At 67.8% G+C, this 12914-nt stretch carries 9 protein-coding genes; 6 read left to right on the forward strand and 3 right to left on the reverse strand.

What is annotated here, in order from left to right:
• Window positions 1–54 precede the first annotated feature (54 nt).
• A complete protein-coding gene (locus tag AC5P68_RS10065; RefSeq protein ID WP_164133216.1) occupies window positions 55–1443 on the forward strand; it encodes a cation:proton antiporter domain-containing protein in 1389 nt (462 codons plus the stop codon).
• A gap of 82 nt (window positions 1444–1525) precedes the next feature.
• Here AC5P68_RS10065 and AC5P68_RS10070 read toward each other — a convergent pair whose 3' ends face one another.
• Window positions 1526–3853 carry a penicillin acylase family protein gene (locus AC5P68_RS10070; RefSeq protein WP_049453166.1) on the reverse strand — a complete coding sequence of 776 codons (2328 nt, stop codon included), beginning with the start codon at window positions 3851–3853 and terminating at the stop codon, window positions 1526–1528.
• A 123-nt stretch (window positions 3854–3976) separates the two neighbouring features.
• Between AC5P68_RS10070 and bfr the strand changes: the two genes are divergently transcribed.
• Window positions 3977–4465, forward strand: coding sequence for a bacterioferritin (gene bfr, locus AC5P68_RS10075; protein WP_005408763.1), 489 nt, complete (start codon window positions 3977–3979; stop codon window positions 4463–4465).
• Window positions 4466–4822: 357 nt separating this feature from the next.
• Here the strand turns inward: bfr and parC are convergent, their stop codons facing one another.
• Window positions 4823–7066 (reverse strand): DNA topoisomerase IV subunit A, encoded by a 2244-nt coding sequence (gene parC / locus AC5P68_RS10080; protein WP_288419516.1) that lies wholly within the window; start codon window positions 7064–7066, stop codon window positions 4823–4825.
• A 59-nt stretch (window positions 7067–7125) separates the two neighbouring features.
• Window positions 7126–8007 carry a helix-turn-helix domain-containing protein gene (locus tag AC5P68_RS10085; protein WP_005408765.1) on the reverse strand — a complete coding sequence of 294 codons (882 nt, stop codon included), beginning with the start codon at window positions 8005–8007 and terminating at the stop codon, window positions 7126–7128.
• Window positions 8008–8179: 172 nt separating this feature from the next.
• Between AC5P68_RS10085 and emrR the strand changes: the two genes are divergently transcribed.
• The 4 genes from emrR to emrB are packed head-to-tail and all read left to right on the forward strand — an operon-like array spanning window position 8180 to window position 12900.
• Window positions 8180–8623, forward strand: coding sequence for a multidrug efflux system transcriptional regulator EmrR (gene emrR, locus AC5P68_RS10090; RefSeq protein ID WP_005408766.1), 444 nt, complete (start codon window positions 8180–8182; stop codon window positions 8621–8623).
• On the forward strand, window positions 8620–10113 hold the full coding sequence (gene emrC / locus AC5P68_RS10095; protein WP_414497970.1) for a multidrug efflux transporter outer membrane subunit EmrC: 1494 nt from the start codon (window positions 8620–8622) through the stop codon (window positions 10111–10113). Before emrR ends, emrC begins: the two co-directional genes overlap by 4 nt.
• 11 nt (window positions 10114–10124) lie before the next feature.
• Entirely contained in the window at window positions 10125–11306 is a 1182-nt protein-coding gene (gene emrA, locus AC5P68_RS10100; protein ID WP_005408768.1) for a multidrug efflux MFS transporter periplasmic adaptor subunit EmrA, read from the forward strand.
• 7 nt (window positions 11307–11313) lie between these two features.
• The gene (gene emrB / locus AC5P68_RS10105) at window positions 11314–12900 is read left to right on the forward strand and encodes a multidrug efflux MFS transporter permease subunit EmrB (RefSeq protein ID WP_005408769.1); all 1587 of its coding nucleotides are present in this window, start codon (window positions 11314–11316) and stop codon (window positions 12898–12900) included.
• Window positions 12901–12914: the final 14 nt, after the last annotated feature.

The following is a 12914-nucleotide window of genomic DNA, read 5'->3' on the forward strand; positions in this document are numbered from 1 at the left end:
CGACTTAATCCCCTCCGTCCCCTTTTTGTATGATCGCCCCCTGCGCATTGGGGAATGTTCATGGACGTACAGGCAGGCGGCAACGCGCCGCCCACGAAATGGGGATGGCGTTATCTGGCGTGGGCCGGGGTGCCGTTGCTGGCCGGCGTGCTGCTGGCGCGGTATGCCGGGCCGGCGGCCCCCGAGATGGTCGCCCGTGCCACGGTTGCTGCCGAAGGCAGCTGGGCGCAGCATCTGGCGTCACCGCTGGGCCTCTTCCTGCTGCAGCTGCTGGTGCTGTTGCTGGTAGCCAAGGGCGCCGGTGCATTGCTGAAGCGGCTGGGCCAGCCGGCGGTGATTGGCGAGATGGCGGCCGGCCTGATGATGGGCCCGCTGGTGCTCGGCAGCCTGCTGCCGCAGTTGCATGGTGCGCTGTTCCCGGTCAGTTCGCTGGGCCCGCTGGGCATGCTCAGCCAGCTGGGCGTGCTGATGTTCCTGCTGGTGGCCGGTGCCGAGCTGGACCTGGCGGCACTGCGCGGCCGCCGGCGTTTCGCCTTCACGGTCAGCCATGCCGGCATCGCGGTGCCGTTCGTGCTCGGCGTCGCGTTGGCGATCTGGCTGTATCCGCAGCACGGCCCGCAGGGCGTGGGCTTCACTGCCTTCGCACTTTTCGTCGGCATCTCGATGAGCATCACCGCGTTCCCGGTGCTGCTGCGCATCCTTGCCGACCGCGGCATCGCGCAGACGTCGCTGGGGCAGACCGCCATCGCGTGCGCGGCATTGGGCGATGCCACCGCATGGTGCCTGCTGGCACTGATCGTGGCGGCTGCACAGGCCAGTGGATGGCTGCCGGCCAGCCTCAACCTGCTGTGCGTGGTCGCCTTCGTGGCGCTGATGCTGGGGCTGGTGAAGCCGTGGTTCGCCCGCCAGCAGATTGCGCCGGGCCGTGAGGGGCGCTGGCTGCTCGGCATCCTGCTGCTGTCGTTGGGCAGTGCCCTGATCACCGAAATGCTGGGCATCCACGCGCTGTTCGGTGCCTTCGCGGCGGGCGTCGCGGTATCGTCCAACGCGCAGCTGCGCGACCTGTTGATGGCCCGCGTCGAACCGTTTGCGGTGACCCTGCTGCTGCCGTTGTTCTTCGCCGTGACCGGCCTTCGCATGCGCGCCGATGCACTGCAGGCCAGCGACATCGTGTTGTGCGGGGTGGTGATCGCGGTGGCCACGGTGGGCAAGCTGCTGGGCACCTTCAGTGCTGCACGCAGTGCCGGCATGCCCACGCGCGAGGCGTGGCGGTTGGGCGCGCTGATGAACACCCGTGGCCTGATGGAGCTGATCGTGCTCAACCTGGGTTACGAGCTGGGCCTGCTCGGCGACCGCCTGTTCGCCGTGCTGGTGGTCATGGCGCTGGTGACCACGGCGATGACCGGGCCGCTGCTGAACCTGATCGAGCGTCGCAGGGCTTGAGCGTTGAACGGTGGTGCCGGCCGCTGGCCGGCATCCACGCAGGTGTGCCCAGCAACAAGAGGTTGCCGGCCAGCGGCCGGCACTACCGCGCCGGCACCAGTGTCATCACGTGCTGTGCCTTGCCGGGCAGGAAGGGCGTCGGCCGTCCATGCACCCAGTCCTCGTGGCCGGCGCCCCAGTAGGGTGACAGTGGATGGCCGCTCTGGCCGCCCGGCATGTGCACGATGCCGTCGGCCTCGTGGCCGGGCGAGACCACCATGCGCTCGGAAGCACCGAAGTTCGGCGTCTGCACGCGTGGCATGTCACGGTCGCCGGGCAGCTGGTCGGCGGGCATGCACAGCCAGCGCTTGGCGATGCCCGGCAGCGCCCGTGCGATGGGGTGGCAGATCGCCGCAGTGTTGCGTTCGCCCCAGGTGCGCTTGGACAGCGGTCCCTGCTTGGCCAGCTCGCTCTCGGTGCGGCGTGCCGCGTCGATCAGCAGCGTATCCCAGCTGTCGAAGGCCGGTGGCAGCAGATGGGCCGGACGCTGTTGCAGCATCGGCCAGGCCACGCCTTCCAGCTGCGCCAGTCGTGGGTCGAGGTAGTCATCACCCAGCTGCGCATTGGCCGGTGCCAGCAGTGCATCGGACAACGTCTCCATCACCTGGGTGCGGAATTCACGTACTACCCGGTAGCTGACCGAACTGGCCGCGGCACGACCGCCCCATTGATGGCTGACTTCCTTCAAACGCTTCAGTGCAGGGTCGTCACTGCGCTCGATGACGTCGTGCAGCAGTGCCCACCAGCGCTGCAGGAACACCGCGCGATCGTCGAGCTGGATCGCCAGCAGATCGTGCTCGTCGAAACGGTCCTGGATGGCGAGCAGATCGCGGATCTGCCGCGCGCGGGCGCCAAGGTCATAACCACCGTTGCCGACATTGGCCAGTGCCTCGCCGTCGAGGACGCGGCCGTTGGCGGTCCACAGGCGATGGTTCGGTGGGTCGATCAATGCCGGCGATGCGTCGCTGCGGATCGGCCAAGGGGCGCAGTCCTGGTTGTTGGCGGCGGTGAAGCCGGCCGGTGCACAGCCCGGACCGCGGTCGGGGCGGGCGCCGATCAGGCGCCAGGCGATGCGTCCGCTGCGGTCGCCGACCACCAGGTTCTGTGCGGGGATGCCGGCGTGGTCGGCGAACTGCAGGGCACTGTCCAGGTCACCGGCGCGGGCCAGGTCACCGAAGTCCAGGCGCACCGCGCCGGGCAGGTGGGCGACCCAGCGCAGCGCGTCGCCGCTGCCATCGGCATGCGTGTGCAGGATCGGCCCCCAGTCGGTTTCGTGCACCGGGAACAGCACGTCGGCCTGGCCGGCCACCGCAATCCGCTCTTCATGCACGGTCACTGCGGCGTTGGCTGGTTCAGTGCGGTAATCGGCGGTGTCTATGTAACTGTTGGTGAAGCCCCAGGCGACGTGGCCGTTGCTGCCGACGATCACCGCTGGCAGGCCGGGCAGTGAGAAGCCGGTGACGTCAACCTGTCCGCTCGCGGCCTGCGGGTCGGGGTAGCGCAGGCGCACGCGGAACCACAGACCCGGCGCGCGCAGGCCGAGATGCATGTCGTCGGCGACGATCGCGCGACCGTCGGCGGTGAGCGCGCCGGCCACGGCGAAGTTGTTGCTGCCGATGACATCGGCCTCTTCCTGCTCGGTGCCCGGTTTCGCGTGCAATGTGCGCAGATCCAGCTGGCTGGCATCGGGCAGGGCAGCGTTGCCGGTGGGTTCGCCGAACAGCGGCGCATCCCATTCGGTGCCGTCGTGGGCGATCAATGCGTACAGCGCCGGCGGCACCACTGCGCGGATGCGGCTCAGTGCAAGCTCGGTCTGGTTGCCGGGGTCCTGCAGGTCGGCGTACATGGCCAGCCCGGTCAGCACGCTGTCGCTGGCCTGCCACGGTTGCGGCGACTGCTGCAGCAGCAGGTAGGCCCATGGCCGCACGGAGAGGCCGGCCAGGCCCTCATTGACCCCACCGACATAGGCGCTCACGGCGTCGACGTTGTCGCCCAGCGCAGCCTGCATGTTCGCCTCGGTGCGCGCGCGCAGCCGATGCACGCGCATGCGCTTGTCGGCATCGATCGCCTTCGGGCCAAACAGTGCGGACAGTTCGCCGGCCGCGCTGCGGCGCATCAGGTCCATCTCGAAATAGCGTTCCTGCGCATGCACGCGGCCCAATGCGCGCATCGCGTCGGCCTGGCTGGTGGCGGTGATGGTGACCACGCCCAGCGCATCGCGCTCGATGGTGACCGGCCTGGCCAGGCCGGGCAGCGCATGCTCGCCGTCCAGGTCGGCCAGGCTGCCGCGCAGCAGCAGCCACAGGACCAGTGCGGTGACCAGCACGATGGCGACCAACACGCCCAGCACCCAACGCCATGTACGTCGCATCGCACGTCCTTTCCGAACTCGTGGGCCGATTGTAGCCGCAGGCGCAACTGCGACTGATTCCGATTAGATCACCGTATTTTGAAATGCGGCACCCTATGCCGCATCGATTCACAGGAGCCCCCCATGAAAGGCAACCCGGACGTCATCGCCTGCCTGAAGGAACTGCTGCGCGGCGAGCTTGCTGCCCGCGACCAGTACTTCATCCATTCCCGCCGCTACGAGGACCAGGGCCTGTTCGCGCTGTACGAACGCCTGAACCACGAGATGGAAGAGGAAACCCAGCACGCCGATGCGCTGCTGCGCCGGATCCTGTTCCTGGGCGGCGACCCGGACATGCGCCCGCATGCCACCGAGCCGGGCAAGACCGTGGAAGAGATGCTGCAGAAGGATCTCGACACTGAATACGCGGTTCGGAACAATCTCGCCGCCGGCATGAAGCTGTGCGAGGAGAAGGGTGACTACGTGAGCCGCGACATCCTGCTGGCGCAGCTGAAGGACACCGAGGAAGACCACGCCTGGTGGCTGGAGCAGCAGCTGGGCCTGATCAAGCGCATCGGCCTGGAGCTGTACCAGCTGAGCAAGATCGACGGCAACGGCGCCCCGGCGCACTGAGCCGGCACCGCGCTTCGGTAGAGCCGACCGCTGGTCGGCTGCTTTTTGCAGAGCAGCCGACCAGCGGTCGGCTCTACCAGGCGCACAAAGCAATGTCGCCCGCCAGCACCGGAGCACCGCCAGCCAGCCTTCGCCAGCCAGCTGCTCCATCGCCCGCCAGCCGACAACGAAAAAGCCGGGGAATGCCCCGGCTTTTTCGTGTCCGGGGTCGGATCCGTTTTCAACGAAAACGGCTCTGACCCCATTGGGATCGAAAACGCCAACCGAGGTTGGCGTTTGCCGGGGTAATGCGTGTCAACCAAGGTTGACACCCACCTCAACCAAGGTTGACACCCACCAGGGGCAGGGCCCAAGCCCTTATTCCACCGACAACCCTTCCACCTTCTGCCAGCCGCGCGGCAGCAGGTGGCCGCGGGTGGCGCGGGCGCCGAGGTAGGCGTCGAGCTCGTTGAACTTCAGGCCCATCGTGCGCTGACCGCTGCGCACCTGCAGGGTCTGCCCCGGGCTGATCGCCACGATGGCGACCACGCGTTCAGTGGCGAGCTTGGCCTTCGGGATCTCGATGATCTTGTTGCCCTTGCCCTTGTCCAGTTCCGGCAGGTCGTTGGCGGCGATCGCCAGCAGGTTGCCGGAACTGGTCACCGCCACGATGCGGTCGGTGGCCACGTTGGCGACCATCGACGGGGTGAGCACCGACGAGCCGGACGACAGGTTCAGCATCGCCTTGCCGGCCTTGTTGCGACCGATCAGGTTCTCGAAGCGGGTGACGAAGCCGTAGCCATGGCTGGAGGCCAGCACGAAGCGGGCATCCGGCTCGGCACTGGCCAGGGTCACGAAGCTGGTACCCGCTGCCGGCGAGAAGCGGCCGGTCAGCGGCTCGCCGTTGCCACGCGCGGAGGGCAGGGTGTGCACCGGCGTCGAGTAGGCGCGGCCCTCGCTGTCGAGGAACGCGACCTGCTGGGTGCTGCGCGCACGCACCGCGCCCTGCAGGGCATCACCGTCGCGGTAGGAGAGGGCGGACGCATCGACGTCATGGCCCTTGGCGGCACGGATCCAGCCCTTTTCCGACAGCACCACGGTCATCGGCTCGCTCGGCACCAGCTCGGTCTCGTCGATGGCCTGCGCGGCCTGGCGCTGCACCAGCGGCGAACGGCGCGCGTCGCCGAACTTCTTGGCGTCGGCCGTCAGTTCGTCGCGGATCAGCTTCTTCAGCTTGGCCTTGCTGTCGAGGATGCCGAGGATCTTCTCGCGTTCCTTGACCAGCTCGTCCTGCTCGCCGCGGATCTTCATCTCTTCCAGGCGGGCCAGCTGCTTCAGCTTGGTTTCCAGGATGTACTCGGCCTGTTCCTCGGACAGGCCGAAGCGCGCGATCAGCGCTGCCTTCGGTTCGTCCTCGGTACGGATGATGTGGATCACCTCGTCCAGGTTGAGGAAGGCGACCAGCAGGCCTTCCAGCAGGTGCAGGCGGCGCTCGACCTTCTGCAGGCGGTGCTGCAGGCGGCGGGTGACGGTGTTGCTGCGGAAGGTCAGCCATTCGCTGAGCAGCATCTTCAGGTTCTTCACCTGCGGACGGCCGTCCAGCCCGATCACGTTGAGGTTGACGCGGTAGCTGCGCTCCAGGTCCGTTGTCGCGAACAGGTGGCCCATCAGCTGGTCGGCGTCGACGCGGTTGGAACGTGGCACCAGCACCACGCGCACCGGGTTGGCGTGGTCGGATTCGTCGCGGATGTCTTCCAGCCACGGCAGCTTCTTGGCGCGCATCTGCGCGGCGATCTGCTCGATCACCTTCGACGGCGACACCTGGAACGGCAGCGCCGTCACCACGATGTTGTTGGCTTCCTTGTTGAAGGTCGCACGCGCACGCACGCTGCCGTTGCCGGTCTCGTAGATGTTCCGCAGATCGTTGGCGGCGGTGATGATCTCGGCGCTGGACGGGTAGTCCGGGCCCTGCACGTGCTCGCACAGGTCGCGCACGGTCGCATCGGGGTTGTCCAGCAGGTGCAGCAGTGCGCTGACGATCTCGTTGAGATTGTGCGGCGGCACGTCGGTGGCCATGCCCACGGCGATGCCGGTGGTGCCGTTCAGCAGCAGGTGCGGCAGCCGCGCTGGCATCCAGGTCGGTTCCTGCAGGGTGCCGTCGAAGTTCGGTGCCCAGTCGGTGGTGCCCTGGCCCAGTTCGCCCAGCAGTACTTCGGCGATCGGGGTCAGCTTGGATTCGGTGTAACGCATCGCCGCGAACGACTTCGGGTCATCGCTGGAGCCGAAGTTGCCCTGGCCCTCGATCAGCGGGTAGCGGTACGAGAACGGCTGCGCCATCAGCACCAGCGCCTCGTAGCACGCGCTGTCGCCGTGCGGGTGGTACTTACCGATGACGTCACCGACGGTGCGCGCGGACTTCTTCGGCTTGGACGCGGCATTCAGGCCCAGCTCGCTCATCGAATAGATGATGCGGCGCTGCACCGGCTTCAGGCCGTCGCCGATGAACGGCAGGGCGCGGTCCAGGACCACGTACATCGAGTAGTCGAGGTAGGCGCGTTCGGCGTACTCGCGCAGCGGCAGTTGTTCGAATCCGTGGAACACGGGGCGGGCAAGTTCGGTCATGCGGCGTTGTTACCTATGTCGGGAGGCGGCGACGGCGGTCGCCGCTCGCAATCCTGTGATTATCCGGATGCGGCGGGGGATGCCAAGCCACGTGCAGGGTCCAGCCCGGTTTCGAGGCCATGCCCGGCCCGCGCCAGGTAGCGCCCCGGTGGCAGCCCGAAGTGGCGGCGGAACACGGTGACGAAGGCGCTGGCGCTGCTGAAGCCCAGTGCATGGGCGATGTCGGCCACGCTGCGGCCATCGGTCAGCTGGCGCAGGGCTTCGGACAGGCGGGCCTGTTGCCGCCACTGGGCGAAGCTGAGCGTGGTCTCGTCGCGGAAGTGACGGGTCAGGCTGCGCGGCGACAGGCCGGCCCAATGCGCCCATTCGGCCAGGCTGCGCTCGTCGGACGGGTCGGCCAGCAGCTGCGAGGCGATCTTCAGCAGGCGCCGGTCGTGCGGCATCGGCAGGTGCATGCGCTGGCGCGGCGCGGTGCGGATCTCGTCCAGCAGCACCTCGATGATGTGCTGGCGCTCGGGCGTGGTGTCATAGCCCAGCGGCCATTCGCAGATGCGGTCGGCCAGCGCCTGCGCCAGCTTGGACAGGCCCAGTACGCAGGGATCGGCGGGCAGGGTGGCGCAGGCCGGCGCGGCCAGTGCCATGCCCCAACCGCGCAGCGGACCATCCAGGGTCACCGTATGCGGCTCCAGCGGCGGCATCCAGCCGGCCGAGCCCGGCGCCAGCGACCACGTCCCGTGCGAGGTGCGGGTGGTCAGCAGGCCACGCTCGACACAGATCAGCTGGGCGCGCTGGTGGTGGTGCCAGTCCACTTCCCGGACCAGCCCCTGCGGGCTGTCGAAGCGGAAAGCGACCACCGGTGGGCCATCGTTGCGCTCGAACCAATCCAGTGCGTCGTCCCTGAGCAGGCGCTTGGGAGCGGGAATTTCTGCCTTGTTCATCATGTCCGCTGGCTGAAATGTGTCATCCATTGGCTGAATTGTACTACCGGGCCACCTGACCAGATCATTAAGGTAGGCGCCTTCATTGATCCAGCCCACTGCTGCAACACAGCATTCGATGCCAGATCGAATATTTCCATTGAGAAATATTTTTTTTGGAAGAGAATGCTCCCCCATGATCTGTCCTGCAACCACTCCCCCCAGCTTCGGGCTGCTGCTGCGCCAGGTGCGCGACGGCCTGGTCCGGCAACTCGACGCGTCCATGGCTGAAGAAGACCTGGGGATCGGCTTCACCCACTACATCGGGTTGAAGGTGCTCTCGCACATGGCCCCGTGCACGGCCAACGAACTGGCCCAGGCCATCGACCAGGTACCCAGCGCAGTCACCCGCCTGCTGGACAAGCTCGAGGCACTGGGCTGCGTCCGCCGCGAACCGCATGCGCAGGACCGGCGTGCGCTGCAGATCGTGCTGACCGATGAAGGCCGCGCATTGTGGGCGCGGTTGAAGCTGCGTGGCGACGCGGTGATGGATTACGCCCTGCGTGATCTTTCCGCCGACGAGCGCACGCTGCTGCTGTCCCTCCTTACCCGAATCCGCGATTCCCTGACGACCCCATGAACCCGATCCCGCATTCCACTCTCCGCCGGTCCGGGCGCGCGCTGCTGGTGTCAGCGCTGGCCCTGGCCCTGGCCGCCTGCGCCAGCAGTCGTGGTCTCAACCCGCAGGGCCACGTGCTTGACGTGGACAGCCTGCACAGCGAACGCAACCTGGCCGACACCGACCTGAGCGCCACCGGCTTCCCGGCGCAGGACTGGTGGAAGGCGCTGGGCGATGCGCAGCTGGACGCGCTGGTCGCCGAGGGCCTGGCCGGCCACCCGAGCCTGGACGCCGCAGACGCGCGCCTGCGCCAGGCCCAAGCCCAGGTCGGCACCGCACGTGCCGATGAGCTGCCCAGCCTGTCGGTGTCCGGTGGCTATACCGGGCTGCGCCTGCCTGAGTCGATGGCAGGCGGCGAGATCGGTGGCCATTACGCCGGCAGCAGCCAGGTCGCCTTCGACTTCAGCTATGGCGTGGACCTGTGGGGCGGCAAGCGCGCCGCCTGGGAAGCCGCCGTGGATGGCGCGCATGCCGCCACTGTCGAGGCGCAGGCGGCCCGCCTGAACCTGTCCACCGGCATCACCCAGGCCTATGCCGACCTGGCCTATGCGTGGCAGCTCAACGATGTGGCCGAGGAAGAGCTGGCCCGTTCGCAGAAGTCGCTGGAACTGACCCGCCAGCGCCGCCGCGCCGGCATCGACAGTGACCTGCAGGTGCGCCAGGCCGAGGCCCGCGTGCCGGCCGCCCAGCAGCAGGTGCAGGCTGCGCAGCAGCGGATCGACGCGGCCCGCACCGCACTGGCCGCGCTGGTCGGCAAGGGCCCGGACCGTGGCCTGTCGATCCAGCGCCCGCAGCCGCTGAACCCGGTGGCGCTGCAGCTGCCGGGCGTGCTGCCCAGCGAACTGCTGGGCCGTCGCCCCGACATCGTTGCCGCACGCTGGCGCGTTGAAGCGGCCGACAAGCAGATCAAGGTTGCCAAGACCAGGTTCTACCCGAGCTTCAACCTGACCGCGCTGGCCGGCGTGGTCGCTCCGAACGTGGGCGACCTGCTGAAGAGCAGCTCCACCTTCGCCTACATCGGCCCGGCGCTGAGCCTGCCGATCTTCGAAGGCGGCAAGCTGCGCGCCAACCTGGCCAACACTGATGCGCAGTACGACCTGGCGGTGGCCAACTACAACCAGGCCGTGCTCGACGCACTGCGCGACGTCGCCGACCAGGTCAACGCGGTGCGCTCGCTGGCGCAGCAGGCGCACTCGCAGCAGCAGGCGGTCGATACCGCACGCTCGGCCTTCGACCTGGCCCAGCAGCGTTACCGCGCCGGCATCGGCAGCTACCTGGACGTGCTGACCGCGCAGTCCACCCTGCTGCAGTCGCAGCAGCAGCTGGCCGGCCTGCAGTCGCAGCAGGTGCAGTCCTCGGTGCGCCTGAGCAAGGCGCTGGGCGGTGGTTTCCAGCCCGCTGACGCCGACCGCGCACCGATCGCCTCCCATTCCGATTCCTCGCATTCCTGAAGACGCCCGCCATGAGCCAGACCCAAGACACCGCGGCCCCGGCCGCCCCCAACCGCCGCGGCAACCTGCTGCGCGGCCTGTTCGTGATCGTCGTGCTGCTGCTTGCCGCACTGGCGCTGTGGTACTTCATGTTCGGCCGTTGGTTCGAAGAGACCGACGATGCCTACGTGCAGGGCAACCAGGTGCAGATCACCCCGCTGGTGGCCGGTACCGTGGTCGCCATCAACGCCGATGACGGCATGCGCGTGGAGCGCGGCCAGCTGCTGGTGCAGCTGGACCCGTCCGACACCGCGGTGGCACTGCAGCAGGCCGAAGCCAACCTGGCCAAGACGGTGCGCCAGACCCGTGGTCTGTACCGCAGCGTGGAAGGCGCCCAGGCGGACTTGAACGCCCGCCAGGTGACCCTGAAGCGCGTGCGCGAAGACTTCGCCCGCCGCAAGGACCTGGCCGCCACCGGCGCCATCTCCAACGAAGAACTGGCCCACGCCCGTGACGAGCTGGCTGCCGCCGAAGCGGCCGTGGCCGGCTCGCGCGAGACCGTCGAGCGCAACCGCGCGCTGGTCGACGACACCGTGATCGCCACCCAGCCGGACGTGCAGGCGGCTGCCGCGCAGCTGCGCCAGGCCTTCCTCAACAACGCCCGCGCCGGCATCGTCGCGCCGGTCACCGGCTACGTCGCCCGGCGTTCGGTGCAGGTCGGCCAGCGCGTGCAGCCGGGCAATGCCCTGATGGCCGTGGTGCCGACCGAGCAGATGTGGGTCGAGGCCAACTTCAAGGAAACCCAGCTGCGCCACATGCGCCTGGGCCAGGAAGTGGAACTGAAGTCGGACCTGTACGCCGGTGACGTGAAGTACAAGGGCCGCATCCAGAGCCTTGGCCTGGGCACCGGCTCCGCGTTCTCGCTGCTGCCGGCGCAGAACGCCAGCGGCAACTGGATCAAGATCGTGCAGCGCGTGCCGGTGCGCATCGCCATCGATGCCAAGCAGCTGGCCGAACACCCGCTGCGCATCGGCCTGTCGATGAAGGCTGAAGTGAGCCTGCGCGACCAGAAGGGCGAAGTGCTGCCGAGCACTCCGGCCAAGGGCACGGTGTTCGACACCGACGTGTATGCCAAGCAGCTGCATGATGCCGACGAGGTGATCCACACGATCATCCAGGGCAACCTGCCGCAGCAGCAGGCGAAGGTGGGCTGAGGTCGCCATGTCCGCACAAGCTCCAGCCGCGCCCGGCGCTCCGGGCGCACCGGCGGCGCCGGGTGCGGCCTCCGGGTTCCTGCCGCCCAGCGTCGCACTGTGCACCGTGGGCCTGGCGATGGCCTCGTTCATGCAGGTGCTCGACACCACCATCGCCAACGTCTCGCTGCCGACCATCGCCGGCAATCTCGGCGCCAGTTCGCAGCAGGCGACCTGGGTCATCACCTCGTTCGCGGTCAGCACGGCCATCGCGCTGCCGCTGACCGGCTGGCTCAGCCGCCGTTTCGGCGAACGCAAGCTGTTCGTCTGGGCCACGCTGGCCTTCGTCATCACCTCGCTGCTGTGCGGCCTGGCGCAGAGCATGGGCATGCTGGTGCTGTCGCGTGCGCTGCAGGGGTTCGTTGCCGGCCCGATGTACCCGATCACGCAGTCGCTGCTGGTCTCGATCTATCCGCGCGAGAAACGCGGGCAGGCATTGGCACTGCTGGCGATGATCACGGTGGTTGCGCCGATCTGTGGCCCGATCCTCGGTGGCTGGATCACCGACAACTACAGCTGGGAGTGGATCTTCCTGATCAACGTGCCGCTGGGCATCTTCGCTGCGCTGGTGGTGGGCAACCAGCTGAAGGGGCGCCCGGAGCAGATCGAGAAGCCGAAGATGGACTACGTCGGCCTGGTCACCCTGGTGATCGGCGTCGGTGCGCTTCAGCTGGTCCTCGACCTGGGCAACGACGAGGACTGGTTCTCGTCGATGAAGATCGTGGTGCTGGCCTGCGTGGCGGTGGTGACGCTGACGGTGTTCCTGATCTGGGAGCTGACCGACAAGGATCCGATCGTTGACCTGAAGCTGTTCCGGCACCGCAACTTCCGCGCCGGTACGCTGGCGATGGTGGTGGCCTACGCGGCGTTCTTCAGCGTGGCGCTGCTGATCCCGCAGTGGCTGCAGCGTGACATGGGCTACACCGCGATCTGGGCGGGCCTGGCGACGGCGCCGATCGGCATCCTGCCGGTGATCATGACCCCGTTCGTGGGCAAGTATGCGTCGCGCTTCGATATGCGCATGCTGGCCACGGTCGCGTTCATCGTGTTGTCGATGACCAGCTTCCTGCGATCGAACTTCAACCTGCAGGTGGACTACATGCACGTGGCCGGCGTACAGCTGATCATGGGCATCGGCGTCGCGCTGTTCTTCATGCCGGTGCTGCAGATCCTGCTGTCGGACCTGGATGGACGCGAGATCGCGGCGGGCTCCGGCCTGGCCACGTTCCTGCGTACGCTGGGTGGCAGTTTCGCGGCGTCGCTGACGACGTGGCTGTGGGCGCGGCGCACCCAGGTGCACCATGCCGACCTGACCGAGCATATCTCGGCCTATCAGCCGGGCATGCAGGACCAGGTCACGGCGATGGGGCAGGGCGACCTGCAGCACGGCGCAGCGGTACTGAACAACATGATCAACCACCAGGCATCGCAGATGGGCTTCAACGACATCTTCTTCCTGCTGGGCTGGATCTTCCTGGCGATCATTACGTTCCTGTGGCTGGCCAAGCCGCCATTCGGCGCAGGTGCGGGTGCAGCCGCCGGTGGTGGACACTGAAACTCCCTGGAAAC

It is taken from the genome of Stenotrophomonas sp. YJH_SMC_58 (assembly GCF_059369635.1).

Coding starts and splice junctions, on each gene's coding strand:
- AC5P68_RS10065 (WP_164133216.1), top strand. CDS start 55: ATGTTCATGGACGTACAGGCAGGCGGCAACGCGCCGCCCACGAAATGG.
- AC5P68_RS10070 (WP_049453166.1), bottom strand. CDS start 3,853: ATGCGACGTACATGGCGTTGGGTGCTGGGCGTGTTGGTCGCCATCGTG.
- bfr (WP_005408763.1), top strand. CDS start 3,977: ATGAAAGGCAACCCGGACGTCATCGCCTGCCTGAAGGAACTGCTGCGC.
- parC (WP_288419516.1), bottom strand. CDS start 7,066: ATGACCGAACTTGCCCGCCCCGTGTTCCACGGATTCGAACAACTGCCG.
- AC5P68_RS10085 (WP_005408765.1), bottom strand. CDS start 8,007: ATGATGAACAAGGCAGAAATTCCCGCTCCCAAGCGCCTGCTCAGGGAC.
- emrR (WP_005408766.1), top strand. CDS start 8,180: ATGATCTGTCCTGCAACCACTCCCCCCAGCTTCGGGCTGCTGCTGCGC.
- emrC (WP_414497970.1), top strand. CDS start 8,620: ATGAACCCGATCCCGCATTCCACTCTCCGCCGGTCCGGGCGCGCGCTG.
- emrA (WP_005408768.1), top strand. CDS start 10,125: ATGAGCCAGACCCAAGACACCGCGGCCCCGGCCGCCCCCAACCGCCGC.
- emrB (WP_005408769.1), top strand. CDS start 11,314: ATGTCCGCACAAGCTCCAGCCGCGCCCGGCGCTCCGGGCGCACCGGCG.